Genomic DNA, 24,211 nt, shown 5'->3' with positions numbered 1-24,211 from the left:
AGACGTGCCATCTGTAGAGACGTAGCATGCTACGTCTCTACATTATTTGGGTGAAAGGGATTGTCGCCTAGGGCAAAAACGTTTAGCATATGAGAATGATAATCATTTTAATGTCTTATGGTAACAGTTCAAGCCTCCAGTACCATTCCGGTTACTGTTCTCACCGGCTATCTCGGCGCTGGGAAAACCACCCTACTCAACCACATCCTTACTTACGAACACGGTAAGAAAGTCGCCGTCATCGTCAACGAGTTTGGAGAAGTTGGTATTGATAACCAATTAGTGATTGATGCCGATGAAGAAATCTTTGAGATGAACAACGGGTGCATTTGCTGTACCGTCCGAGGGGATTTGATGCGGATTATCGGGAATCTAATCAAGCGGCGTAACAAGTTTGACCATCTGGTGATAGAAACCACTGGACTGGCTGACCCCGCCCCCGTGATTCAAACCTTTTTTATTGATGAAGATATGCGGCAGCAACTGCTTTTAGATGCGGTGGTAACGGTGGTGGATACCAAGCATATTTGGCAGCATTGGGAAGCAGATGAGGCGCAAGAACAGATTGCCTTTGCTGATGTACTTTTGCTCAACAAGACAGATTTAGTTTCCCCGGATGAGTTAGATGAGTTGGAGACGCGGATACGGGGGATGAATGCTCTAGCAAAAATTTACCGCACCCAAAACTCTGAGTTAGGCATGGAGGCGTTATTGGGTGTGAAAGCCTTTGACCTCAACCGTGCTTTGGAGATTGACCCCAACTTCCTCAGCGAAGATGCTCACGAACATGATCAGTCGGTTCATTCCTTTGCTTTGGTTGATTCAAAACCTGTAGATGGGGAAAAACTGAATAATTGGCTCTCGCAATTGTTACAAACCCAGGGTCCTGATATTTTCCGGATGAAGGGAATTATCAACATAGCTGGAGAAGACCAACGGTTTGTCTTTCAAGGGGTACACATGTTGTTTGATGGTCGAGGCGATCGCGCTTGGAAACCTGGAGAACGCCGGAAAAGCGAACTGGTGTTTATTGGTCGCAATTTAGAGGAAGCGAAGCTGAGAGAGGACTTTAGAGCGTGTCTGGTTTAGGGATTACCCAGAAAAATTTATTAGAACAACAGTGGCGTGGGCAACTCTCGGAGTATATCACGGCTGTGGCTTGGTCAGTTGATGGGTGTTTAGCGGTGAGTTCAGCGGCGGGGGAGGTTCTGCTGTGGGATGGCGGGAATGGTGACTCACGTTTAATTCTTGGTTCCGAAGACACAGGCGAACAGTCGATTGATGGTCTGGACTTTTCCCCCGATGGGCAATTTTTGGCAGCCGGAGGACAAGATGGTGGGGTGAGAATTTGGCAGGTGAAGCCCCAACTTCAACGGATCACGACTCTCAAGAATGCCCCCAAATGGGTTGACCACCTGCGTTGGAGTCCCACGGCTAACCAATTGGCATTTAGTTTGGGGCGTTATGTCCAAGTCTGGGATGCGGCTGAACAAGAAACGATAATCACATTACCGTTTGACTCGTCCTCAGTATTGGGAATGACTTGGCAACCTCAAGGACAACATTTAGCGATCGCGGGTGATCAGGGTGCTAAGGTTTGGGATAGTCGGAATTGGGATGATGACCCTTTCCTTGTCAATATGGCGGCGGCGAGTATGGCGATTGCTTGGTCACCGGATGGCAAGTATCTCGCTTCTGGTAATCTCGACTTAACGATTACAGTCGTCCAATGGGGTAATCCTCATCCCTGGGTGATGCGGGGATTTCCCGGCAAAATTCGCAACTTGAGATGGTCAAAATCCCTGTCAAATACTGCACCATTGTTAGCGGCGTCCAGTGGTGAGGGGATTGTGATCTGGAAAAAACAAACGGATGATCGTCAGGGTTGGGATGCACGGGTTTTAGATCTGCATACGGACATTATCCAGGATATCGCCTTTCAACCCAAGAGTTTACTGTTAGCGTCAGCGAGTAATGATGGCTGGATTTGTCTGTGGCAAAAAGCCAAGCAAATTGCCCAAATCTTAAACGGTGCTACCCAGGGTTTTTCTTGTCTGGCTTGGCATCCTGGGGGACGTCAATTGGCGGCTGGCGGTCAAAATGGGGAGGTTTTAGTGTGGTCAGAATCCCAGCGGGGTAAAGGATTTGGTTAATTCGGGTTTGCTGAATAAGGAACATATATATGTAGAGACGTAGCATGCTACGTCTGCCATGGCGCGTCTGGAAAGCTGGCACAGAGAATGAACAATCAATAACTGACAATAGTCATGGACTTATTTTCTCGTACTGACCAACAAACCCATCCCGAAAAAATCCAGCAAGTTAAACTGTGGATTTATGATGTTTTAGAGATTAATGCAAAAATTTCCGTGTCTCTGAGTCAATTGCGCTGTACTGAACCGGGATGTCCACCCATTGAAACCGTTATTGCCATCTTAGACAAACCCCAGCGACAGTATAAAATCCACAAACCTCTTGCAGAACTAGAAGAAATTGACATTCAACACTTGCTAGATAAATCGTAAATTTTGAGACTATCCATGAAACGAAAACAACTTATTTCTCTAGGTTTAATCACTGCCACAAGTGTAACTGTAACCATTTTAGCCGCACCACCCGCTCAAGCGATGCATATTATGGAAGGGTTTTTACCCGTAACCTGGGCAATTTTTTGGTGGATACTCTTCCTGCCTTTTTTTTTGCTGGGACTACGTTCCCTTAATCAGATCACGAAGGATTATCCCGAATTAAAACTGCTGTTGGCTTTAGCAGGTGCTTTTACCTTTGTCTTATCGGCGTTAAAAATTCCCTCGGTGACAGGGAGTTCGTCCCATCCGACAGGGACAGGACTTGGTGCTATATTATTTAGTCCCTTAATCATGACAGTTTTGGCAAGTTTTGTCCTGCTCTTTCAAGCCTTATTATTAGCTCACGGGGGGTTGACAACCTTAGGTGCTAATGCATTTTCTATGGCAGTTGTTGGTCCGATGGTGGCGTATGGTTTGTATCGTTTAGTGCTGCAAGTAACTGGAAGACAAACCGTTGCCATATTTCTCGCCGCCGCTGTCGCTAATTTAATCACCTACGTGGTCACGTCTCTACAGTTAGCCCTGGCATTTCCTGCACCAGAGGGCGGTATTTTCAGCTCATTTATCAAATTTGCTGGTATTTTCGCTATCACCCAAATTCCCCTGGCGATTAGTGAAGGATTGTTAACGGTGTTAGTTTGGAATTGGCTGGTTACCTATAGTCAAGAGCAATTACAAGTATTAAACTTGATTAAACCGAAATCACTATGAAACGACAAAAATCAAGCTGGAATAATTGGTTATTAATTTCAGGCGTAATCCTTCTGGCGGTTATCCCTTTACTTACCATTCGAGATTCTGAATTTAGCGGTGCTGATGGACAAGCCGAAGCCGTGATTGGAGACATTCAGCCTGAGTATGAACCATGGTTTGAACCTTTGTTAGCACCTCCAGGTGGTGAAACTGAATCGCTGTTATTTGCCTTACAAGCTGGGATTGGTGCGGGGACAATCGGTTACGCGATCGGTTTATATCGAGGAAAAACTGAGCGCAATTCTACCTTTAAGTAGAATGTCACTGATTTAAGCGTTTGTAGTAAGCGCTTCAGCGCTTCTGGCACTAAAGTGCCGACTACGAACTCATCTTATTTCAGTGCTATTCACCTTTAAGGTAATTGTCATTTGTCTTTCGTCCTTCGTCATTTGTTATTTGTTTTCTTTACATTTTATCGGGTCAAATTCGTCAAAATTAGGGCATCACCAAATCATGAAAAATTTACCATTGCTCCCAGACGTTCCACAGTCACGTTTCTACAAACCTTGCCCCCAGACGTTCCAGACGTTCCACGGTCACGTCTCTACTTACCACAATATTGATTCAGCCAACCCTAATGAAATGAGATCATGACTCTCCCCATTGATACGCTTTCTTATAAGAATAACCTGAGAACCCTACCCCCAGAGCAAAAATTACTGTTTGCGTTAGCCGTTTTAGGAATTGCTCTCATCGCTTCCCCTCTCACTCAAGTTTTGATTAGTCTATGGCTGGCAATTTGGACAATCGGTTATGCCAAAATTCCGATCCAATCTTATTTAAAGCTTCTGGGTGTGAGTAGTCTATTTTTTGGGATGGGTTTGCCAGCATTAATGATTAACATAATCGGGGCGAACCAAATCGATTTAGTTGCCCATGATCAACTCGGAGGTATTCAGTTAGGTGGATTATATTTCTATCTCAGTCACAGCGGTTGGCAAGAAGGAGTCCAAATTTTTATCCGATCTTTTGCTTGTCTCTCATGCTTACTTTTTATGCTGCTGACTATTCCATTTCTGGAAATTGTGCAAACCCTACATCGTTGTCAATTGCCAGAAACGATCGGTGATTTGCTGATGTTAATGTACCGCTTTGTTTTTATGCTGATTAACACCGTGATTGAGTTACAATTAGCACAACAAGCGAGAGGAGGATATCGCACATGGAAATTAGCGGTTAAGAGTACAAGTTTGCTCGTTAGTCAATTGCTGCAACGAACAATCATTCGCTATCAGCAATTTTGTTTAGGGTTAGCCGCTAGAGGATTTACTGATAAATTCTATTGGGCTAATGGGCAACATCGGAACTATTCCCAGCGTTATGCCTTAGAAGGAATGATTGGGTGTTTAAGTTTGTCAGGATTAGATATTTATCTGCGAATTAACTAGAATAACTGTGGATTCAACTCTTTTTCCCCTATCCCCATATCCATGACCCATACATTGCTACAACTCGAAGACATCATTTATACTTATCCAGGTCAAGATAATCCTTTGTTTCGGGGATTAAACCTGAGAATTTTTCAACAGAAAAAAACGGCGATAATTGGTGAAAACGGATCAGGGAAATCCACCCTATTTCTGTTGATAGATGGGTTACATAAAGTTCAGCAAGGAAAAATCTACTGGAAAAACGAGGAATTAAAATACAACCGCAAATCTCTCAATCGATGGCGACAACGAATTGGGTTAGCTTTTCAAGATCCTGAACAACAATTAGTCGCCGGAACAGTGATAGAGGATATCGCTTATGGTTTAGCTAACTTACAATTACCCAAAGCCGAATTTGAACAGAGACTTGATGACGCGATCGCGGACTTTGTTTTGCAGGAATTAGTCAACCTACCCCTACACCATCTCAGCTTAGGACAAAAGCGGCGCGTTGCTTTAGCGGGTGTGATGGCGTTGAAGCCAGAATTACTCCTTTTAGACGAACCGACGGCTTATTTAGATAGGAGACAAACCCAGAATTTTATGCAGGAATTAGATCGGATTCATGAGTCAGGAACCACGGTTGTTTTGGCAACCCATGACTTAGATATTGCCTATCAATGGGCAGATTGGTTCTTGGTTCTCCATCAAGGACAATTGGTTATAGAAGGTGAGGCGGAAGCGGTTTTTTCGCAACAGGAATTAATTGAAGAGTTACAACTCGGTTTACCAACCGTATGGCAAGTTTGGCAAGCCTTACCCAAGCACTTTTGTCGTTCAGAACATACCTCTGTTCCCCGAACGGTAAGTGAACTGAACGAGAAATTGTCAGAAACTCTGACGCAACATCTATCTCAATCCAGACGTTGATTAAACAAAGCAATTATAACGATGACTCAAATTCTTGATGCTTTGCCCCCAGACTTTCCCTCGAAAATCTTATGTGGCTATTTCAATCAGACGAGACAAGTTCAGATTGTGCGGATTGTCAATATTCCTAATTGGTACTTTGAGCGAGTCGTATTTCCTCGGCAACATCTCTTATTTGAAGCTTGTTCTGAGGCTCAACTGGAAATTTATACAGGGGCAATGAGCCAAGGAATTCTTATAGATAGAATTGGCTGCGATCGGTTATGCATTCAACAGGAATTCATATTATGTCCGGTTGAATACTCACATTTAGGTGGAGACAAGGCAGAGGGCAGAAGGCAGAGGGCAGAAGGGAAAGATCAAGGTGGCAATGAAGAAGGATATTACGGTTATTTTGGCGAACATGATATCATCCGATCGCCTAACCAAGACTTAAAAAAACTTCCAGTTTTTCACCCTTCAAGCCACCGAACGTTCAACTAGCCTGTTCTTGATTGTGTCAGCTTCTCGAATCCCTCAACTGCTTTTGTGATCTAGATTGAGCCAAATAGATGGCTAAATCCCCCTAATTATTACTGTCAATTACCTTAACTTATGTCATCAAAAAACTCCGTGTCTCATCACTCTAAATCAACCAACCTCCTGTTACCCAATCGCCCCAGGCGTCTGCGTCGCACACCAGCCATGCGCCGGATGGTACGAGAAACTCAGCTTAGTGTGAACGATCTTATTTATCCCCTGTTTGTTATGGAAGGCGAGAGTCATCAGGAGGAAATAATTTCTATGCCGGGGTGCTATCGTTATTCCGGGGATTTACTACTCAAAGAAGTAAAAAACGTCTTTGAGTTAGGGATTAATGCGATCGCGCTATTCCCCGTTATCCCTGAAGACAAGAAAGATGCCACCGCCACCGAAAGCTATAATCCTGATGGACTTGTACAGCGAACCGTCAAAGCGATACGTCAAGCCGTACCCGAAATCGTTGTAATTACCGATGTCGCCCTCGATCCATTCTCATCTCACGGTCATGATGGCATTGTCTCAGAAGACGGCATTATCCTCAATGATCCCACAGTAGACGTGTTGGTGAAAATGGCACTTTCACAAGCCAATGCAGGTGCAGATTTTGTGGCGCCTTCTGACATGATGGATGGGCGAGTGGGCGCCATTCGCCAAGCGCTAGACGCTGAGGGTTATGTCGATGTCGGGATTCTCGCCTACTCCGCTAAATACGCCTCTGCCTATTATGGTCCCTTTCGCGACGCCCTTGATTCTGCCCCGAAGTTTGGTGATAAGAAAACCTATCAAATGGATTCAGCTAATGCGAAGGAAGCACTCAAAGAAATAGCGTTAGATATTGCCGAAGGTGCTGACGTATTAATGATTAAGCCTGCTCTTGCCTATCTCGATATTATTCAGCAGGTTCGTAACGCGACTCAACTCCCCGTGGCGGCTTACAATGTCAGTGGTGAATATGCCATGATTAAAGCCGCGAGTCAAAGGGGTTGGATTGACGAAAAATCCGTGATTTTAGAAACGCTTACGAGTATAAAACGGGCGGGTGCTGACCTAATTTTGACCTACTTTGCTAAAGATGTCGCCTTGATGTTGCCGGGGACGTAAACATTCCATCTGCCGCTAATTGTAGTGATACAAACCGAGACTCTCATCCTAAAAGATTACCATGATACAGACAACAAAACAAACAGAATCGGAAATTGTAAACATTCCCAAACGAGGGATGCCTGTCACGATTATTACCGGATTTCTGGGGAGTGGCAAAACCACCTTAGTTAATCAAGTGCTCGAAAATAAGCAGAATTTAAAAGTCGCTGTGTTAGTGAATGAGTTTGGAGATATCAATATTGACTCCCAGCTTCTGGTTTCTTTCGATGAAGACATGGTGGAGTTGAGTAATGGTTGTATTTGCTGTACGATTAATGATGGGTTAGTTGATGCTGTTTATCGCGTTTTAGAACGGGAAGACCGGATTGATTATTTAGTCATTGAAACCACGGGAGTGGCTGATCCGTTACCCATTGCGATTACCTTTTTAGGGACAGAACTGCGAAACCTGACGCGATTGGATTCGATCTTAACGGTAGTCGATGCTGAAACATTCACTCCAGAGCATTTTGACAGTGAAGCCGCGTTTGCACAGGTGGCGTATGGTGATATCGTGTTGCTGAATAAAACAGATCGCGCTGAGCCGAAAAAGCTAGATGAATTAGAGAGTTATATCCGCGTAATTAAACAGGGAGCAAGACTCATCCGTTGTCAATATGGTCAAGTGCCATTACCCTTAATTTTGGATGTGGGATTAACCCAAATAGAGAACTACCAGCAGGAGTTGGAGGAAAGCCAGCACGAGGATCATGGACATCATTCCCATCAGGATCACTCCCACCACCATCATGATCACTCTCATCACCATCATGATCACTCTCATCATTCCCATCACTTAGAAAATGATGGATTTGTTTCCCTGTCTTTCCAGAGCGATCGCCCTTTTGATGTCCACAAATTTGAGTATTTTTTGACTGAACAGATGCCGAATACTGTGTTTCGGGGAAAAGGTATTCTCTGGTTTAGTGATAGCCCTTTACGCCATATCTTTCAACTCAGCGGTCCTCGGTTTGAATTAAACGCTGAGCCTTGGATAGGTTCACCGAAAACTCAGCTTGTCTTGATTGGGCGTCATCTCGATCTAGATGAAATTAAAACGCTACTGGACAACTGTCTAGCTGAATCGGTAAAATTATAGTCAATTAATTGTCAATTAAGTAGGTGGACACAATTCACGTGAACGGTTGAGATTAGGGAACAGGGAACAGGGAACAGGGAACAGTAAGGGTTTGAGGTTTGTTCACAAAACTTAGTATGGTGCTGTTTTCTTTTGTCCGACTACTTATTGGCTGAATTGTCTTTTTGTTTTCCTTCATTTTTGTCCTTCCTAAAATCATTCCATCATGACCTTATCTCAATCCAAGCCGATGGCGTTAAATGGTGTAATGCCATCCCTTTCAACTCCTGATAAACCCCTTGTCTCTGACGAAGAAATGAGGCAAGCCGTGCGTACTTTGTTACTGGGATTGGGAGAAGATCCAGACCGCGAAGGATTACAAGATACCCCTAAGCGTGTGGTTAAAGCCTTAAAGTTTTTGACATCGGGTTATCACCAATCCCTGGATGAATTACTCAATGGTGCAGTATTTACCGAAGATGCTAATGAAATGGTGCTAGTACGGGATATCGATATTTTTAGCTCCTGTGAGCATCATATTCTGCCGATTCTCGGTCGCGCTCACGTTGCCTATATTCCCAATGGTAAGGTGATTGGACTGTCCAAAATTGCTCGGATTTGCGAAATGTATGGGCGGCGCTTGCAAGTACAGGAACGCCTAACGGCACAGATTGCCGATGGACTCGTGGGATTACTCAAGCCTCAAGGTGTAGCCGTAGTTGTAGAAGCGACGCATATGTGCATGGTGATGCGAGGTGTGCAAAAGCCAGGGTCTTGGACTGTGACCAGTGCGGTGCGAGGGGTGTTTGCTGAGGATGCTCGAACTCGCCAGGAGTTCATGGATTTGGTGCAACATAACCCAAGGTTTCATTAGCGTGCCTGTTAGTTAGGGGCGATCACCTAATCCTAGGAGAAAGCCCTTTTTTTGAGTCTTGATGATAATAAGTAGTCGGACAAAAGAAAACGGGACTGTATTGATTTTTGTAAATTGCCCTCAAACCCTTACTGTTCCCTGTTCCCTGTGACACACCGAGCGAAGTCGAGGTGTTCCCTGTTCCCTAATCTCAACAGTTAACTTTAGTTGTGTCCACCTACTTAATTATTACTATACAATTAGTTTAGGGCGAGTCAGATCGTTCAATCCGCCAATTTGTCGTTACTCAACCGGAGGAATTTTATGACCCCTAGTGTCAAACAAGTTCGTCCCACATCTTTCACCGCTTCTGGGCGGGGAATACCTGTTACCATTATCACGGGTTTTTTGGGAAGCGGCAAAACTACGCTGCTCAATTATATTTTGCATAATCGTCAGGATTTGAAGATAGCCGTTATTGTTAATGAATTTGGTGACATTGATATCGATTCCAAACTCTTGGTATCGATTGATGAAAATATGGTGCAACTGAGTAATGGTTGCATTTGCTGCACGATTAATGAAAATCTCGTTGATACGGTTGATGCGTTAATTCACCGTGATGTTCCGGTGGATTACATCCTGGTTGAAACCACAGGGGTGGCAGATCCGTTGCCAATTATGCTGAGTTTTATCACCACAGAATTACAAACCGTTACTCACATTGATTCCATATTGACAGTTGTTGATGCGGAGTCGTTAACGCCGAATCACTATGACAGTGAAGCGGCACGGAATCAACTCATTTTTGCTGATATTATTCTGTTGAACAAAACCGATTTAGTTGCGCCAAAACGAATTAATCAACTAGAGGACTATATTCGTTCCCTTAAACCTGGAGCTAGAGTCCTCCAAACCCAGTATGGACAGGTGTCATTGCCACTGATTTTGAATGTGAACCTTAATGAGCCTAGCACCTATAAAAGTGCAGCATCAGCCGAGCATCATTTGGCTCATGATCATCAGTCTCACCATCTGGAACATGATCAGTTTATGGCAGTCTCATTTGAGAGCGATCGCGCCTTAAATCTGCCCAAATTTCAAACCTTTGTCGATAATCTACCCACCAACGTTTATCGGGGGAAGGGCATTCTCTGGTTTCAGGGAAGTCAGTTACGTCATCTGTTTCAATTAAGTGGTAAGCGATGTGATATAAAAAGTGAACGTTCTCACCCTCCTCGTTGGAATCAACTCGTTTTCATTGGACGAAATTTAAATGCAGAGTGGATTCGACAAGAATTAGCAGAGTGCATAGCAAGTTAAGATCTGAAATAAACGATTAATCCTGTTGATAATTATGGTTCAATGTAAAAAATGTCTGTGAGCGTTGTAGCTGTGGCATACCCAACGATCTGACCAGAATCGATCGCCTGAAACAGTCGCTCTGCATCGTGGAAAAATGGCTCTCTTTGTAATAGAAAATCTAGGAGAATATTGGTGTCAACTAAAACGTTCACTGAAGATATTTCTCCACCCGACGCTCTTCCAACATCGCCGCTACTTCTTGGTCGGTTGGTGCGGGTTGGTCTGTTTTGAATAAGCCACGCATTCGTCGAATTGCACTAGAACGACCAGGCTTGGCAATTGGGGTATTCTGCAAGGATTCAATGATGGCACTAACCAGCGCAAGCCGATCGCTCGGTGATAACTTGACAGCTTCTTCCTTTAAGTTTTGCAGTAGCATAGACACCTCTCAGGGCTGGATAGTCTGGGTTCTATTGAAATAATTATAACCCCGGCGACTAGATCGATTTCATTTGCTAGATTTCCCAGCCACTTGTCAAGGGGATGCTTTCATCCAGCAAGGTTTTGGTTGAAATAACCGAGAATCCCTTGTGCGATCGCGCTATGCAAGGCAATATGACAATGTTGCCGACGGCAAAACTGACATCTGCCGCAGCCAGGGCGGGAGTATCGTTAATGCCGTCTCCAACCATGCCTACCGTTCCTTGGTGGCGAAGGTTGTAAATTGCTTGAAGTTTATCTTCGGGAAGTAACTCAGCTTGATAGTCATCCATACCAACCTGTTGAGCAATCTCAGAGGCAACGGGAATGCGATCGCCTTTTTCTTTGTCTTCTGGGACAGTTTGACCGTTTGAGTCTGTATAAAAGACGGGGGAGCCTGCACCATCGCTATCTTGTAAAATGGATACCAACCATCTCCTTCATCCTCTAAACTTTGATTTTTGATTATGGTGTTGCAGCAGCCTGCTCGTTCCATCCCAATTCCCCCCCTGGAAAGTGGCGATCGCTTGACTCGTGCTGAGTTTGAGCGCCGCTATGAGGCGACCCCGGAAAAATTTAAAGCTGAATTGATTGAAGGAGTGGTTTACGTGGCATCCCCAGTTAGAGTCTTTCATGGTAATCCTCACTTTAATTTAATTACCTGGCTGGGGGTGTATTGCACAGCAACTCCGGGTGTTAGCGGATCGGATAACGCTACAACCCGGCTAGATATGGACAATGAACCGCAACCGGATGCCCTGATGCGAATTGAAGTTGGCGGTAACTCAACGATTAGCGAGGATGGCTATATCGAAGGGACACCAGAATTAGTGGCTGAAATTGCCACAAGCAGTGCGGCAATTGATTTAGGAGTCAAGCGGAATGCCTATCGACGCAATGGGGTACAGGAATATTTGGTGTGGTCAACCTTTGAGAACCACCTCAGTTGGTTTCGGTTGCAAGCAGAGGAATTTGTCTTAATTGAACCGGATGCCGATGGCATGATTCGCAGTAGCGTGTTTCCCGGATTGTGGCTGAACGTGCCAGCCTTATTAGAGGGCAGAATGATGGAGGTGCTGAATGGGCTGCAAGCTGGGATTGCTGCCCCAATCCATCAAGCCTTTGTGCAGGAATTGGTGGAGCGATCGCGTAATCTTGAATGAAGCCTGGTAGTTGAGCAGCAAACCCTGGTAAAATCGTCTATAGACTAAATAACCGCTATGGAAACCAAAACGATCACAATTCGCGTTAATGCTGAGGTCGCCCGTATTTTTGAGACAGCCTCTGAAGAGCAGCGTCGTAAACTGGAAGCATTACTCAGCCTTAAACTTAGTGATGCAACTCGACACAAAAAACCTCTGGAGGAAGTGATGAGTGATATTAGTCGGAATGCTCAAGCACGAGGGTTAACCCCAGAAATTTTGAACTCAATTTTGAATGAGGAATGAAGTGCGCTACGTTTTTGATACAAATGTGATTATCAGTGCGCTATCGAGTTTGGGGCGGGTATTCGATCAGATTCTCTGTCTTTAACTGGGGATTCGCTGGATATGCTGGGTGATGCGCTGGTTTATGCCAGCAGTTTGTATGTCATTAATAAGAGCATAAAAGCGCAGGCTGGGGCAGCCTTCCTGAAAGGACTGATCATGTTTTTGTTTGCGATCGCGGTGTTTGCGAGAGCCACTTATCAACTATTCATGGGCGCAAGTCCAGAAGCATCGACGATGGGAATCGTTGGAGTTGTAGCGTTACTGGCTAATTTGCTGTGTCTGTTGTTGTTGACTCGTCATCGCAACGACAATCTCAATATGTCTTCTGTTTGGTTGTGTTCTCGCAATGACATCATTGCCAATACATCAGTTCTAGTAGCGGCAGCGTTAGTTTCTCTGACTCATTCGCTTCTGCCAGATTTAGCGGTGGGTTTGTTGTTAACGTTTATTTTTGCCAAGTCAGCGGGGAAAGTGCTTTCCCAGTCATGGCGGGAGATGCAGCAGGTATGATGGGTTGTCGATGGATTTGCTGCGAGGGATAGAGAAGTAGAGTTTTGCGATCGCCCTCATATTGATTTACGGCGACATCATCTTACTCAACAAAACCGATTTAGCTGACTCGGCAAGAAGCCTCACGCCATAATCTTCGATTTGGCGTTGAGATGAATTGCCAGTGGAGGGATTTATCCCCCTCAATCAACAATTTAACCAACCCTGCTATTATAGTGTAGGGAGGTGATAATTTTGAAGCGAAGCAAAGACACATTTAAACTGAATTACCAGTATCGAATTGTTCCCAACAAGCAACAGTCAGTTCAATTAAATGAATGGCTGTATAAATTATGCCGAATACACAATTTGATGCTAGAGGAACGGTTTAACTGGTGGAACTGTAATCGTTCCCCTGTCAATGCTTGCTCAATCCTTGTCACCCATCTGCCAGAGCTAAAAGAGCAGCCATCATACTATAGCCAAAAACGGGCGACTCATTGGTCAAGAGAGTCTCATCATCACCTATATGATGGCGTTCACTCTCAAGTTATTCAGGAGGCAATCAAGAGAGTAGAGGATACGTTCAATCGCTTCCTAAAAGGTGATTTCAAACGGCGACGGAGTGGTAAACCTAGATTCAAGTCTGTTAAGCGGTACAGAACATTCTCTTTCCCTCAACTTAAGGCGGATTGCCTTACAGTTATTACCAATCCTCATAAGCGCAAGAACGGAGAAGCCAGACGAGACATAGCTGACATCAATCTACCTAAGATTGGTCAGGTACGCTGTATTTATCACCGTTCAATCCCTTCAGGGTTCACTATTAAAGCAGCGCTAATTTCTCGGAAAGCAGATGGTTGGTACATAACACTAACACTTGAAGATAAATCGGTTCCAAGTTTAACGTCGCCAGAGATAGAGGCGACTGAGGATAATTCTATTGGAATTGATGTAGGTTTAGAGAAGTTTTGGACGGCATCTGATGGAACCGTAGAAGCTATTCAACAACACTATCGCAAGTCCGAAGACAAATTAGCCAAGCTTCAAAACCGCAAAGACAAGAAACCTCACAAGTCGGCATCGCGACGAAAATTGGCGAAAAAGATAGCTAAACACCATCAGAAGTTACAACGGAAGCGTAAGCAGTTCCATTATGAATCAGCAACGCGGCTGGTGAGCCGGGACGAACAAGTATTTTTTGTTGAGGATATCAAGTCCGCTAACTTATCACAGAAAAATAAACCCAAGCAGGATGAAGATGGAAAATATTTACCAAATGGGCAGAGTGCCAAGTCAGGTTTAAACAAATCAATCAATGATGCTGGTTGGAGTCAATTCTTGTCAATTCTTGCTTACAAAGCTGCAAAAGCTGGTAAGACGGTGGTGAAAGTTAAACCCCAAAATACAAGCCAAATATGCTCTTGTTGTAATCGTCTAGTTAAAAAAGATTTGTCAGTCCGAATACACGAGTGTCTATGCGGATTAATTCTAGACAGAGATTGGAACGCTGCGATTAACATCAAGAGAGTGGGGCTGGACATATTCCCCACTATAAAATGCCCCAAGCGCAGTCGTAAGGCTGCGACAAAGGAAGCCTACACCGTAATCTTTGATTCGGTGTAGGAGGATGTCACTGCATGGGACATAACGATACAACCATCCCCAATACGAGCGTTAAACACAGTTGATCGGAAGCCAATAAAGCAACCGTTTCCCACGTAAGCCGGACCGTGAATTAAAGCCATGTGCGTAATCGAAGCGTTATCGCTAATCCACACGGAGTAAAGCTGTCCATCATCCCCGATGACTCGTCCCTGTTCCAATCCATGAATCACCGCTCCATCTTGAATGTTCACATTCGCACCAATATAAAACGGCATTCCTTCGTCGGCTCGAATCGAAACACCGGGAGCAATGTGAACCTGCTCTCCAATCCGCACATCTCCAATCACGTTGGTCAGAGGGTGGATATAGACGGTGGCATCTAGGGTTGGCTCAGCGAGTTGCTGTGACCAGGGGGTTGGTGGGGCAGGAATGTTGTACATAGTCATGTTAAAATGAGAGTGATTATCATTCTAAATGCTACGGGGATACTTGATCCAAACCTTGACAATCCAAAATTTGCCATGAGCCTCACTTTATACAACACATTGACTCGCCAAAAAGAGCCGTTCACAACGATTGAACCCGGTAAAGTCACGATGTATTGCTGTGGGGTAACAGTGTACGACTATTGCCATTTGGGTCATGCCCGGTCTTATATCGGCTGGGATGTAATGCGGCGTTATTTACAATGGCGGGGTTATCAAGTACGGTATGTGCAGAACTTTACCGATATTGATGACAAAATTTTGAATCGGGCTAGAGTTGAAGGCAGCTCGATGCCAGAAATTGCCGATCGCTACATCAATATATACTTTGAGGATATTCGGCGGTTGAACGTCATGGATGCGGATGAGTATCCCCGAGTCACCCAACATATCCCAGCGATTGTTCATCTTATCCAAGCACTGGAAAGGAAAGGCTATGCTTACGCCGTGGATGGTGATGTTTACTACAACGTGCAGCAGTTTTCCGGGTATGGCAAACTCTCTGGACGAAAAAGAGAGCAGATGCAAGCTGGGGCAGGTGGACGCATTGACCCAGGCGAACCAGAGGGCAAAAAACAAGACCCTTTTGATTTTGCACTGTGGAAATCTGCCAAACCAGGGGAGCCTGCTTGGGATTCTCTTTGGGGCAAAGGACGACCTGGGTGGCATATTGAATGCTCGGCAATGATTCGTGCCCGATTGGGTGAGACGATTGATATTCATGGCGGTGGGGGGGATTTGGTGTTTCCCCACCATGAAAATGAAATCGCTCAATCAGAAGTGCTAACAGGTAAGCCCTTGGCTCGATACTGGCTACACAATGGCATGGTGACCGTGAATGGGGAGAAGATGTCTAAATCCTTAGGCAACTTTACCACCATTCGAGATTTGTTAGACGGTAAATGGTCAGAGTATCCGCAGCCGATCGACCCAATGGTTGTCAGGCTATTCGTTTTGCAAGCTCATTATCGTAAGCCCTTAGATTTTACGGCATCAGCCATTACCGCCGCTGTTCATGGCTGGCAAACCCTCAAAGATGCGCTGAATTTAGACTTGGCTAAATGCAATCTATCGCCACAAGCTGCGATTCTTGATGAATTGGACTCACAGGTGATCGCCCGTTTTCAAGCGGCAATGGATGATGACTTTAATACGGCGGCTGGATTAGCGGTGTTGTTTGAGTTGGCAAAATCCCTAAAACGAGAGTTTAATCAGCGTTGCCATCAAGGGTCTCAGGAACTTGAGGATGTGCAGTTACGTGCTTTATCGCAGACGTTGATACAGCTTGCTGGGGTGTTTGGTTTAGAGGTTCAACCCGAAACCTTACCTGTACCAGAGATTAATGTGAATTGGATTGAATCACTACTGCAACAACGGCACCAAGCACGCCAAGAAAAACGCTATGTCGAGAGCGATCGCATCCGTAATCAACTGCAAGCAGCAGGCATTACCTTGATTGATCAGCCCAACGGACAAACCCGTTGGCATCGTTTTTGAACTCTCTAGTGGAAAGGAACAATTTTTGTGATGACACTTGGTATGACTCCTATCCTTTCGGACTACCCCATATTCGGCACAGAGATTCGATGTCCTCAGTGCCATCAACCAATTCCAGCCTTGTTACTCACAGACTCTTACGTTTGCCCTGAGCATGGAGCTTTTGAAGCCAACCCCAATACAGGGAAATTAGTTCATGTTCAGTCGGGGCGATTTTGGCATCAATGGGAAGGTCAATGGTATCGTCAGCATATTCATCCCGATACCCTACGCTTTGAAATCGCTGAGGCGCTTGAACACCTTTATCGAAATGGATATCGAGCAACCCAGGTGATTGTTGCTCAACGGTATAAAGAGATGCTTGGCAACAGCTTAGAACATCATGCTGACTGGTTTAGGCAGTTTTATTTTGTGAAGCAACGATTGTATGGAGTGCCAGTGGAATTTAGCTCAGACCAACATACAGAACCTCGTTGGAAAATTATGAACTTTGAGTTTCAAACTGAACCGGGTAACCCAACGAACTATACTTATCCATTTCTCAAAGCATGGCGCTAACAGGACAATGCTATAAAGGTTGACAGTGAATGACTTGAAAAAGTAAACCAATTTTCAATCAGGAGGTAAAAGCGATGACAACAATTCAGCACTATGCAACGAATTACATTGAGAACGCCAAAGTATCGATGATTACTCCCACACAAACCATTGAAGATGCTTCGGTTGAGTACTGTATTGCCAGTGGCTACGTCAAAATTGTGACTCAAGATGAACGGACGTTAATTACACATATCAGCAACGTTGTCATTGAAGTGGGTTAATTACACATATCAGCAACGTTGTCATTAAATGCTCAAATAGGGCGCTGCCCCAAGCCAGAAGCAGCGAAAAGCTAACGCCTGCCACAACTTGCTGGCTCAAAAGCTTCAGGGCAAAGCGCCAAGATACCTCGCGCACAATGGTTAGGAGGGTGACAAGGCAAGGCAGAATTACACCTGCCAGATAGACGGCTGTGAGAATCTGCAAGGGGGTTAAAGCACCCACTACATTCGGTTCGGTAAATAGCAAAATGCCATCCTTGCGAATAGAGGCAAACACTACAGGTAAAGCCGCTTCAGCCGGAAGGCGAAACAATCCCATCACAGGGCGAAGAACACCCGACAATAAAGAGAGAACACCTAGCCAGTCGAGTAGCGACGCAATAATTGTAATTCCCAAGAAGATGGGGATTGCCTGGAGAAAGAATTGAAATAGAGTACTGCGGGCTTCGCGCCAGATGGCGATCGGGTGGGGAAATTCCAGGAAGCTACGCCCTTGAACGAGCAACTTATTTAACGGCGATCGCGCTTTTTTGGGTGCTGTCAGTCGGGTGTAAATTAAGGTTGTTACTGTCAGATAGAGTAAATAAGGAATAACCAGATAAGGCAGTTGAGCCGCCGCAAATACGCCGAGGGTTGCCCCGAACTGGTAGGAACAAGCGGAACCAAATGCGATCGCAGAAATACAAGTCCCTCGCGAACAACTCGAACAAGCCCTAGTGTTAATTACGGCGGGGACATTGCAACCAAATCCCATAATCACCCGCACCAAGTCTCGCCCCGTTAATCCAAAGGGAAGTATTAACGGGTGTATTGCCACCGTGATGCGATCGATCAAACCACTTGCTTTGTAAGCACCAAGAAACAGAGCATACAGTACAACCGTAGGAACAGCCCAAACGAACAACAACGGACCCATCGTCACCAGTCCATATCGACCCACAAGAATTTCTCGCAACAGGGACGGCAACGGGTTGAGTTGTTCGACTAAAGGCTTAGTTAACCCTTGTACTAATGGCTCAACGAATCCAGCCAAGGCGTTGGCTGTTCCAACGGCGATGATGGCAGGCAATAAAAGCAGCAAAATTGCTGCAACGAGTCCCCAGGAGCGGTGTTCCAATACGGTTGGTGATGGCTCGATCCACCAGCCAATGGGTTCTGGTTTAAATTCTTGGGTAAAGGTTCCGGGAGATGAAAGAGCCTCTAGAAGCTGGACGCGATCGCTCGCACTCAGATGACGGGCATCCACAGGGATGAAACCAATCCCGGAACTCTGGCGGAGACGTTTGAGCACTTCCATGGCTTCCACTGTAGCTCGTACCTTATCCCAAAAGGTAACAGCTACGACTCCCCGCTTGCCTTGAACCAATGGGAGTAACTCCGCTAAATCCTCGTCGATATGAGTAGCTTGCACCACAAGCAGCACGGTATCTGATTCTGGCAAACGGTTCAGCACGGTTGCCGTCGTCACGCTATCAGACTGGCGCAAAATCCCAGGCGTATCGACAAAGGTGCGATCGCCGTCCCGATAGGTTTCACAAGCCACGGTAGTACCCCGAAAATTCGAGCTATAGGCTGGCTTTTGGGTAAGAGAGGCAATTAACTGGGATTTTCCCACGCTTTCTTTACCGATCGCAACGACGGCAGTGTGGGTAGAGAGTTGTCCAGTAACTTGGTTCATCGCTATCTGTCTATAAAAGAACTCAACTATTAACAAACACAGTCATTGCTACAGCAGGAAAGATCATCAAGAAATAAACCCTGTTCGCGGTAAACCTGCAAAAGTAAGGGATCTAAACCCAAACGCTGTGCGATCGCATCAGCCACCACCGCAAACCGCTGCCGGAATTTATAGATAAAACAGAAAATCACATCCCCGTGACGCACAGAAGGTCCAACGACGAATAACCCTGGAGTCCGGGTCGATTCATCGCATTCACTCAGCACAGTATGTCCGTCTGACCAATGAAACAAGTGGGCTATGGTACTGAGACTGCCCTTAAAACCCGTACACAGAATAGGAGGCGTGGGACTCATCCACTGGCGATACTGAACACTCTCATTACCTTGCGCCCCGACGACAGCATAACCGTTGGCGTCGCGCTTGACTCCCACAATGTCAGTATTCCCAATCAGTTCAAGGCGACCTGTCCCATAGACAAACTCCAAGCGCTGTACTGTGTAAGGGGACAAAGAGATGCTCGGATCGGGGTTATCGGATGCCCAACTTTTTGCGCGATCGATTACTCCCACTCGTTTTCCCAAGGCAACTAAATTGGTGGCAGCATCCATTCCACTTTCATAACCGCCAATCACAATAACCTCCTCTCCCTGTATCTCGTCCCAGGAGCGTACCTGAGTATTTTGAATGCACAAATCGGCACCGGGAAAGGGATCGAGGCGCGGATACTGAAATTCTCCCGCCGCCCAAATGACAAAGCGGCTTTGAACATCGCCTTGGGAAGTTTTGAGGATAAACCCTTTTTCTCCAGGTTGCGGTTCAATGTCGCGAACCTCAATGCCTGTTTTTACCGGAAGCTGAAAATGCTCGACAACCGTTTGTAAATAGAGGGCATACTCTTTACCCGTTAGGTGTTCTTGTCGAAAAGATAGAGCTGGGGAGGTATTTAGAGCTACTGCATTCAGGTCGAGTAACCCAAAGCCGTGACTGGGAAACGACGGGGTAATAAATCGCATTTGTGCGGGCCAGCGATTAAAAGATGCTCCCACTTCATGGCGCTCTAATAGGATAAAATCATGGAGTCCTAAATCTTTGAGAACGACCCCACAACCGACCCCCGCCGCACCCGCACCGACAATAACTACATCCAAGATTTTAGAAGAATTCATTACAGCTATTAACTAGAAAGCAGTTACCTGTTTCTGTACGGTCAGACCTAAATTATTTTCTCCAACTTGACAGATTAAAGCGTTGATTTCTCTTCAATCACTCCTTGCAAACAAGCTTGCAACTCAGCTAAAGTTAGCGTTCCTAACTCTCCCTCCTTTCTTGTCCGTACACTCAGAGTTTGATTTTCTACTTCCCGTTTACCGACTACAGCAACAACGGGAATTTTTTCTAACTCTGCATTGCGAATTTGCTTACCCAAACGCTCTCCACTGCGGTCAATCTCAACCCGATACCCAATTTTTTTAACAGTGGTGGCAACTGATTCTGTATACTCCCGTTGAGCATCGCTCACGGGTAACAGACGCACCTGAATGGGGGCTAACCACAAAGGGAAATCACCTGCATAATTCTCAATTAAAATCCCGAAAAAGCGTTCCAACGAGCCAAAGATTGCTCGGTGAATCATAATCGGTTGTTGGCGAGTTCCATCCGCAGCGACATATTCCATATTGAAGCGATCGGGTAAATTGAAATCGACCTGAATTGTCGAACATTGCCACAAACGACCAATGGCATCTCGAATCTTAAGGTCAATCTTGGGACCATAGAACGCGCCACCCCCTACATCTTCAATATAAGTCCAACTTTTGGCAGCTAAAGCTTGTTTTAAAGCTGTTGTCGCTAACTCCCAAACTTCATCGGTGCCAACAGATTTAGCCGGACGAGTGGACAAATTCACCTCATAATCTGTAAAGCCAAAATCTGATAAAATTTGCTCGGTTAGATTTAATACCCCAATGATTTCATCGGCAATCTGATTGGGTAAGCAGAAAATATGAGCATCATCTTGGGTGAATCCTCGGACACGCATCAAACCATGCATAACGCCTGAGCGTTCGTAGCGATAAACTGTTCCTAATTCAGCAAAGCGTAAGGGAAACTCGCGGTAAGAATGCAGGTCGTGCTTATAGGTTAGAACGTGAAAGGGACAGTTCATCGGCTTAATTTGATAAGCCTGTTGTTCAATATCCATCGAGTCAAACATATTCTCTCGATAAAAATCCAAATGACCCGATGTTTTCCACAGTTCCAGATTGGCGATATGGGGTGTGTAAAGGAGTTGATAACCCGCTGCTAGGTGAGCTTTTTTCCAGTAATCTTCGATAATGTTACGTATCGCTGCGCCACGCGGATGCCAAAAAACTAAGCCACCGCCAGCATCGTCTTGGATACTAAAGAGTTTGAGGTCTTGACCAATTTTTCTATGGTCGCGTCGCTTGGCTTCTTCTTTTTGTTGAAGGTAAGCCGAGAGTTGTTCGGGTGTTTCCCAAGCTGTACCATAGATACGTTGCAACTGAGGTTTGGTTTCATCTCCTCGCCAGTAAGCACCCGCAACAGTTTCTAAGACAAAAGCATCGGGATTGATTTCTCCAGTGAGGTTGACGTGAGGACCAGAACACAAATCCCACCAGTATTCATCTGGGGGTAGCGTCATTTGTTCAAATAGAGAAGGTTCTGGCTGGATTGTATCGGTTGACCCTCTGCCGCAATCTGGGTTACCGATGAAGTAGCGGGTAATGGTTTCTCCTTCGGGAATAAAGTCGAGGATTTCCAGCTTGTAGGGTTCCCCTAACTGCTCAATTTCCGCACGAATCTCTTCCCGATCTACAACTTCGCGGATAATTGGTAAGTTGGCTTTGATAATCTGCCGCATTTTGGCTTCAATGCGGCTCAAGTCATCTGGGGTAAAGGGTTGCTGGCGATCAAAGTCGTAGTAAAATCCGGTGTCTGTGGTGGGTCCAATCGTTACTTTTGTCTGTGGGAGGAGAGTTTGCACTGCCATTGCCAAGATGTGAGCGCAGGTGTGGCGAATTCGCTCTAGTTTTTTTGGGTCATCTTGGTGAGGACTGTTCTCAGACAGAGACTGAGTTAATTGACTGACCATAATCCAAGAATAAAAATAATAATCATTCTCATTTTAACCGAAAAGCCTGGATTCAGGCTACATAGAGGAACTTGATCTCGATTAAATTCATCCATGCATGATGTCAATTGACCACTACAAAGGATAGGGCTGTTGCGAACACTCAAAACACATCACCTGTAAGCTATCCAAAACCTCTTGTGGAAGTGTTACTTGACCTGCTTCAGCCATTGACAGGTGGGCAGTGCCCACCCTACGCTAGATCAAGGTTTTGATGCTTTCAAATGCAAATTTTCAGTACCATTGTACTGAGAATGTTCACCAGTGGTGAGGATGAGATTTCGACGCGATCGCACAATCCTCCCTTCCTGTTCCAACCGATTGATTAGGCGAGTTACGGTTACCCGAGTAGTCCCAATCGTTTCGGCAATATCCTGATGAGTCAGGTGAAAGTTCAGCAATTTACCCTGAGGAACTGTTTGTCCAAATTGACAGGATAGCCATTCTAACAGATGCAGCAGGCGGGCATAGGCAGAGTGCTGATGTAGAATATTCAATAGTTCTTCGCTTTTCCAAGCATGAATCAGTAACGCCTCTGGTAACGATTGACTCTCTAAAGGGATTTGACTTGCCTGTACTCGAGTCAAACAAACCACCTGGTAAGGCTTGATCCGAGATAACCGTCGTCCCACTACATCTCCCGGACTCCAAAAGCCAAGGGTAACCAGTTGACCCTCTTCATTCCAAGTTAGCGATCGCACGATACCTTGTTCAATTTTCCACAGATAGTCTGAACCCAGAGATAGCAAATCTTTGCGATTAAACGCTTTTTGGGGATACACAACATGCAGACGGGTGGGAAATATATAGGGGATTGACGTGGATAAAGACATCGGCTTATTGATGGTTAATTGACAAAGAGTTTGTAGACTTTTATTGCCATTACTTGGTACGTTCAATCATGTCTTCTTCAACAGTGATCAAGAACTGGCTGTCAATGTTGATATCGCCAAATTCGTTGACTAAAACAGCAACTTTATAATTTTCTAAATTTTGCAAGATATAGTTCAACAGCGTTGTTTTACCGCTGCCCAGGAAGCCGGTAATGACAGTTACCGGTAGTTTTTGAGGTAAGCTGGCGGTGTCTAACATAAATAAACTCAAACCTAACAAATTAAACGGGAAAGACTCTACTGAAACAATCTTGTCTCCCTTTGGCGGTATCGCCGGAGAAAATTGATGCCCAAACTGGCAAGATAAGCGATCGCGGCGCACAGCACGATCGTGGCACCAGAGGTAAAATTGAGGACGTAGGAAAGCCACAATCCGGCTGTGGTAAAGACCATACACAGCAAGCTAGCCAGTAGCATCATTTTCTTCAAGTCCTTGACATACAGATTCGCGATCGCGGCAGGCATAGACAGCAAGGCAATCAGTAAAATTACCCCCACCACCTGCATCAGCATCACCACCGTCAGCGCAATAATTCCCATCAGCATCAGGTAAAGCGCATTCACGGGTACATTCCGCACCGTGGCAAAGGTTTCGTCAAAGGAGATCGCCAATAACTCTTTGTAAAACAGCGCGACCAAAATGACGATCATTATATTTAGCGCCAGCATAATCCAGAGATCGCGTCTAGGAACCGAGAGAATACTACCAAATAAATAACTCCTTAGATTTGCCGTATAGCCCGGTGTCAAATCAACAAAAATTACCCCAATTGCCATACCAATTGCCCATAACATACCAATGACAGTATCTTGTCGCAACTGAGTTTTACGCTGCACCCAGCCCATGATCAACGCCGCCATCAGACTGAAGGCGCTTGCCCCTAGCACTGGATTAAATCCCAAGAAAAATCCCATACCCACACCCCCATAAGCAGCGTGGGCAATGCCTCCAGCGATAAACACAATTCGATTGACCACCACAAAGCTGCCAATAATGCCACTGGCAATGCTAATCAATAGCCCCGCTAATAGGGCATTTTGCATAAATTCTTGCTGTATAACTTCCATCATAAG

At 45.3% G+C, this 24,211-nt stretch carries 25 protein-coding genes and 5 pseudogenes; 19 read left to right on the top strand and 11 right to left on the bottom strand.

Annotation, left to right across the window (positions count from 1 at the left end; translation table 11 throughout):
- The first annotated feature begins 117 nt into the window (after positions 1 to 117).
- From RIC07_RS25835 to RIC07_RS25790, 10 genes are all read left to right on the top strand, one after another.
- Entirely contained in the window at positions 118 to 1,089 is a 972-nt protein-coding gene (locus RIC07_RS25835; protein WP_446397014.1) for a CobW family GTP-binding protein, read from the top strand.
- Entirely contained in the window at positions 1,077 to 2,153 is a 1,077-nt protein-coding gene (locus tag RIC07_RS25830; RefSeq protein ID WP_446397013.1) for a hypothetical protein, read from the top strand. Before RIC07_RS25835 ends, RIC07_RS25830 begins: the two co-directional genes overlap by 13 nt.
- Before the next feature lie 114 nt (positions 2,154 to 2,267).
- Positions 2,268 to 2,525: a hypothetical protein gene (locus tag RIC07_RS25825; protein ID WP_446397012.1), complete on the top strand. Its 258-nt coding sequence runs from the start codon at positions 2,268 to 2,270 to the stop codon at positions 2,523 to 2,525.
- Positions 2,526 to 2,540: 15 nt separating this feature from the next.
- A complete protein-coding gene (locus RIC07_RS25820; RefSeq protein ID WP_446397011.1) occupies positions 2,541 to 3,299 on the top strand; it encodes an energy-coupling factor ABC transporter permease in 759 nt (252 codons plus the stop codon).
- Complete coding sequence (locus RIC07_RS25815) at positions 3,296 to 3,598, top strand: energy-coupling factor ABC transporter substrate-binding protein (RefSeq protein ID WP_446397010.1); 303 nt, start codon at positions 3,296 to 3,298, stop codon at positions 3,596 to 3,598. The genes RIC07_RS25820 and RIC07_RS25815 overlap by 4 nt, the downstream gene beginning before the upstream one ends.
- Before the next feature lie 333 nt (positions 3,599 to 3,931).
- A complete protein-coding gene (cbiQ, locus tag RIC07_RS25810; RefSeq protein ID WP_446397009.1) occupies positions 3,932 to 4,729 on the top strand; it encodes a cobalt ECF transporter T component CbiQ in 798 nt (265 codons plus the stop codon).
- A 42-nt stretch (positions 4,730 to 4,771) separates the two neighbouring features.
- On the top strand, positions 4,772 to 5,641 hold the full coding sequence (locus RIC07_RS25805; protein ID WP_446397008.1) for an energy-coupling factor ABC transporter ATP-binding protein: 870 nt from the start codon (positions 4,772 to 4,774) through the stop codon (positions 5,639 to 5,641).
- Positions 5,642 to 5,662: 21 nt separating this feature from the next.
- Positions 5,663 to 6,124 carry a DUF1830 domain-containing protein gene (locus tag RIC07_RS25800; protein ID WP_446397007.1) on the top strand — a complete coding sequence of 154 codons (462 nt, stop codon included), beginning with the start codon at positions 5,663 to 5,665 and terminating at the stop codon, positions 6,122 to 6,124.
- Positions 6,125 to 6,235: 111 nt separating this feature from the next.
- Positions 6,236 to 7,264 carry a porphobilinogen synthase gene (gene hemB / locus RIC07_RS25795; RefSeq protein WP_446397006.1) on the top strand — a complete coding sequence of 343 codons (1,029 nt, stop codon included), beginning with the start codon at positions 6,236 to 6,238 and terminating at the stop codon, positions 7,262 to 7,264.
- A gap of 61 nt (positions 7,265 to 7,325) precedes the next feature.
- On the top strand, positions 7,326 to 8,405 hold the full coding sequence (locus RIC07_RS25790; protein WP_446397005.1) for a CobW family GTP-binding protein: 1,080 nt from the start codon (positions 7,326 to 7,328) through the stop codon (positions 8,403 to 8,405).
- Between the two features lie 52 nt (positions 8,406 to 8,457).
- Here RIC07_RS25790 and RIC07_RS25785 read toward each other — a convergent pair whose 3' ends face one another.
- Positions 8,458 to 8,583, bottom strand: coding sequence for a hypothetical protein (locus RIC07_RS25785; protein WP_446397004.1), 126 nt, complete (start codon positions 8,581 to 8,583; stop codon positions 8,458 to 8,460).
- A gap of 27 nt (positions 8,584 to 8,610) precedes the next feature.
- On the opposite strand from RIC07_RS25785, the gene folE reads away from it, so the two are divergent.
- The gene (folE, locus tag RIC07_RS25780; protein ID WP_446397003.1) at positions 8,611 to 9,258 is read left to right on the top strand and encodes a GTP cyclohydrolase I FolE; all 648 of its coding nucleotides are present in this window, start codon (positions 8,611 to 8,613) and stop codon (positions 9,256 to 9,258) included.
- A 303-nt stretch (positions 9,259 to 9,561) separates the two neighbouring features.
- Positions 9,562 to 10,560 carry a CobW family GTP-binding protein gene (locus RIC07_RS25775; protein WP_446397002.1) on the top strand — a complete coding sequence of 333 codons (999 nt, stop codon included), beginning with the start codon at positions 9,562 to 9,564 and terminating at the stop codon, positions 10,558 to 10,560.
- A 41-nt stretch (positions 10,561 to 10,601) separates the two neighbouring features.
- Here the strand turns inward: RIC07_RS25775 and RIC07_RS25770 are convergent.
- The 3 genes and pseudogenes from RIC07_RS25770 to RIC07_RS25760 form a co-directional block, all read right to left on the bottom strand.
- Positions 10,602 to 10,754, bottom strand: a pseudogene (locus RIC07_RS25770) (PIN domain-containing protein); the annotation flags it as partial.
- A complete protein-coding gene (locus tag RIC07_RS25765; protein ID WP_446397001.1) occupies positions 10,751 to 10,981 on the bottom strand; it encodes a hypothetical protein in 231 nt (76 codons plus the stop codon). The gene RIC07_RS25765 and the pseudogene RIC07_RS25770, both read right to left, overlap by 4 nt.
- A 175-nt stretch (positions 10,982 to 11,156) precedes the next feature.
- Positions 11,157 to 11,360, bottom strand: a pseudogene (locus RIC07_RS25760) (HAD family hydrolase); the annotation flags it as partial.
- Between the two features lie 129 nt (positions 11,361 to 11,489).
- On the opposite strand from RIC07_RS25760, the gene RIC07_RS25755 reads away from it, so the two are divergent.
- From RIC07_RS25755 to RIC07_RS25740, 4 genes and pseudogenes are all read left to right on the top strand, one after another.
- Entirely contained in the window at positions 11,490 to 12,185 is a 696-nt protein-coding gene (locus tag RIC07_RS25755) for a Uma2 family endonuclease (protein ID WP_446397000.1), read from the top strand.
- Positions 12,186 to 12,242: 57 nt separating this feature from the next.
- Complete coding sequence (locus RIC07_RS25750; protein ID WP_446396999.1) at positions 12,243 to 12,470, top strand: hypothetical protein; 228 nt, start codon at positions 12,243 to 12,245, stop codon at positions 12,468 to 12,470.
- 42 nt (positions 12,471 to 12,512) lie between these two features.
- Positions 12,513 to 13,022 (top strand): annotated as a pseudogene (locus RIC07_RS25745) (cation transporter); the annotation flags it as partial.
- A gap of 234 nt (positions 13,023 to 13,256) precedes the next feature.
- The gene (locus RIC07_RS25740; protein WP_446396998.1) at positions 13,257 to 14,627 is read left to right on the top strand and encodes an RNA-guided endonuclease InsQ/TnpB family protein; all 1,371 of its coding nucleotides are present in this window, start codon (positions 13,257 to 13,259) and stop codon (positions 14,625 to 14,627) included.
- A gap of 8 nt (positions 14,628 to 14,635) precedes the next feature.
- Here the strand turns inward: RIC07_RS25740 and RIC07_RS25735 are convergent.
- Positions 14,636 to 15,055, bottom strand: a pseudogene (locus RIC07_RS25735) (ribulose bisphosphate carboxylase small subunit); the annotation flags it as partial.
- Positions 15,056 to 15,130: 75 nt separating this feature from the next.
- Here RIC07_RS25735 and cysS point away from each other — a divergent pair.
- The 3 genes from cysS to RIC07_RS25720 all read left to right on the top strand — a co-directional run bounded on the left by cysS (position 15,131) and on the right by RIC07_RS25720 (position 17,412).
- Positions 15,131 to 16,591, top strand: coding sequence for a cysteine--tRNA ligase (cysS, locus tag RIC07_RS25730; protein ID WP_446396997.1), 1,461 nt, complete (start codon positions 15,131 to 15,133; stop codon positions 16,589 to 16,591).
- Positions 16,592 to 16,633: 42 nt separating this feature from the next.
- Positions 16,634 to 17,149: a TIGR02652 family protein gene (locus tag RIC07_RS25725; protein WP_446397033.1), complete on the top strand. Its 516-nt coding sequence runs from the start codon at positions 16,634 to 16,636 to the stop codon at positions 17,147 to 17,149.
- A gap of 74 nt (positions 17,150 to 17,223) precedes the next feature.
- The gene (locus RIC07_RS25720) at positions 17,224 to 17,412 is read left to right on the top strand and encodes a hypothetical protein (protein WP_446396996.1); all 189 of its coding nucleotides are present in this window, start codon (positions 17,224 to 17,226) and stop codon (positions 17,410 to 17,412) included.
- Here RIC07_RS25720 and RIC07_RS25715 read toward each other — a convergent pair.
- From RIC07_RS25715 to RIC07_RS25690, 6 genes and pseudogenes are all read right to left on the bottom strand, one after another.
- A complete protein-coding gene (locus RIC07_RS25715; RefSeq protein WP_446396995.1) occupies positions 17,396 to 19,090 on the bottom strand; it encodes a nucleoside recognition domain-containing protein in 1,695 nt (564 codons plus the stop codon). The genes RIC07_RS25720 and RIC07_RS25715 overlap by 17 nt on opposite strands.
- A gap of 29 nt (positions 19,091 to 19,119) precedes the next feature.
- A complete protein-coding gene (locus RIC07_RS25710; RefSeq protein ID WP_446396994.1) occupies positions 19,120 to 20,259 on the bottom strand; it encodes an NAD(P)/FAD-dependent oxidoreductase in 1,140 nt (379 codons plus the stop codon).
- Between the two features lie 74 nt (positions 20,260 to 20,333).
- Complete coding sequence (thrS, locus tag RIC07_RS25705) at positions 20,334 to 22,205, bottom strand: threonine--tRNA ligase (RefSeq protein ID WP_446396993.1); 1,872 nt, start codon at positions 22,203 to 22,205, stop codon at positions 20,334 to 20,336.
- 242 nt (positions 22,206 to 22,447) lie between these two features.
- Complete coding sequence (locus RIC07_RS25700) at positions 22,448 to 23,077, bottom strand: Crp/Fnr family transcriptional regulator (protein ID WP_446396992.1); 630 nt, start codon at positions 23,075 to 23,077, stop codon at positions 22,448 to 22,450.
- A 61-nt stretch (positions 23,078 to 23,138) separates the two neighbouring features.
- Positions 23,139 to 23,336, bottom strand: a pseudogene (locus RIC07_RS25695) (GTP-binding protein); the annotation flags it as partial.
- A 38-nt stretch (positions 23,337 to 23,374) separates the two neighbouring features.
- On the bottom strand, positions 23,375 to 24,208 hold the full coding sequence (locus RIC07_RS25690) for a metal ABC transporter permease (RefSeq protein ID WP_446367831.1): 834 nt from the start codon (positions 24,206 to 24,208) through the stop codon (positions 23,375 to 23,377).
- Between the last annotated feature and the right edge of the window lie 3 nt (positions 24,209 to 24,211).

This window comes from Coleofasciculus sp. E1-EBD-02 (genome assembly GCF_040218245.1).
Lineage (GTDB): Bacteria > Cyanobacteriota > Cyanobacteriia > Cyanobacteriales > Coleofasciculaceae > Coleofasciculus.
This window is presented reverse-complemented; position numbering and strand designations above follow the sequence as displayed.

Excerpts from the sequence above, each read along its gene's own strand:
- RIC07_RS25835 (WP_446397014.1), top strand. The coding sequence starts at position 118 with ATGGTAACAGTTCAAGCCTCCAGTACCATTCCGGTTACTGTTCTCACC.
- RIC07_RS25825 (WP_446397012.1), top strand. The coding sequence starts at position 2,268 with ATGGACTTATTTTCTCGTACTGACCAACAAACCCATCCCGAAAAAATC.
- RIC07_RS25820 (WP_446397011.1), top strand. The coding sequence starts at position 2,541 with ATGAAACGAAAACAACTTATTTCTCTAGGTTTAATCACTGCCACAAGT.
- RIC07_RS25815 (WP_446397010.1), top strand. The coding sequence starts at position 3,296 with ATGAAACGACAAAAATCAAGCTGGAATAATTGGTTATTAATTTCAGGC.
- cbiQ (WP_446397009.1), top strand. The coding sequence starts at position 3,932 with ATGACTCTCCCCATTGATACGCTTTCTTATAAGAATAACCTGAGAACC.
- RIC07_RS25805 (WP_446397008.1), top strand. The coding sequence starts at position 4,772 with ATGACCCATACATTGCTACAACTCGAAGACATCATTTATACTTATCCA.
- RIC07_RS25800 (WP_446397007.1), top strand. The coding sequence starts at position 5,663 with ATGACTCAAATTCTTGATGCTTTGCCCCCAGACTTTCCCTCGAAAATC.
- hemB (WP_446397006.1), top strand. The coding sequence starts at position 6,236 with ATGTCATCAAAAAACTCCGTGTCTCATCACTCTAAATCAACCAACCTC.
- RIC07_RS25790 (WP_446397005.1), top strand. The coding sequence starts at position 7,326 with ATGATACAGACAACAAAACAAACAGAATCGGAAATTGTAAACATTCCC.
- RIC07_RS25785 (WP_446397004.1), bottom strand. The coding sequence starts at position 8,583 with ATGAAGGAAAACAAAAAGACAATTCAGCCAATAAGTAGTCGGACAAAA.
- folE (WP_446397003.1), top strand. The coding sequence starts at position 8,611 with ATGACCTTATCTCAATCCAAGCCGATGGCGTTAAATGGTGTAATGCCA.
- RIC07_RS25775 (WP_446397002.1), top strand. The coding sequence starts at position 9,562 with ATGACCCCTAGTGTCAAACAAGTTCGTCCCACATCTTTCACCGCTTCT.
- RIC07_RS25765 (WP_446397001.1), bottom strand. The coding sequence starts at position 10,981 with ATGCTACTGCAAAACTTAAAGGAAGAAGCTGTCAAGTTATCACCGAGC.
- RIC07_RS25755 (WP_446397000.1), top strand. The coding sequence starts at position 11,490 with ATGGTGTTGCAGCAGCCTGCTCGTTCCATCCCAATTCCCCCCCTGGAA.
- RIC07_RS25750 (WP_446396999.1), top strand. The coding sequence starts at position 12,243 with ATGGAAACCAAAACGATCACAATTCGCGTTAATGCTGAGGTCGCCCGT.
- cysS (WP_446396997.1), top strand. The coding sequence starts at position 15,131 with ATGAGCCTCACTTTATACAACACATTGACTCGCCAAAAAGAGCCGTTC.
- RIC07_RS25725 (WP_446397033.1), top strand. The coding sequence starts at position 16,634 with ATGACTCCTATCCTTTCGGACTACCCCATATTCGGCACAGAGATTCGA.
- RIC07_RS25720 (WP_446396996.1), top strand. The coding sequence starts at position 17,224 with ATGACAACAATTCAGCACTATGCAACGAATTACATTGAGAACGCCAAA.
- RIC07_RS25715 (WP_446396995.1), bottom strand. The coding sequence starts at position 19,090 with ATGAACCAAGTTACTGGACAACTCTCTACCCACACTGCCGTCGTTGCG.
- RIC07_RS25710 (WP_446396994.1), bottom strand. The coding sequence starts at position 20,259 with ATGAATTCTTCTAAAATCTTGGATGTAGTTATTGTCGGTGCGGGTGCG.
- thrS (WP_446396993.1), bottom strand. The coding sequence starts at position 22,205 with ATGGTCAGTCAATTAACTCAGTCTCTGTCTGAGAACAGTCCTCACCAA.
- RIC07_RS25700 (WP_446396992.1), bottom strand. The coding sequence starts at position 23,077 with ATGTCTTTATCCACGTCAATCCCCTATATATTTCCCACCCGTCTGCAT.
- RIC07_RS25690 (WP_446367831.1), bottom strand. The coding sequence starts at position 24,208 with ATGATGGAAGTTATACAGCAAGAATTTATGCAAAATGCCCTATTAGCG.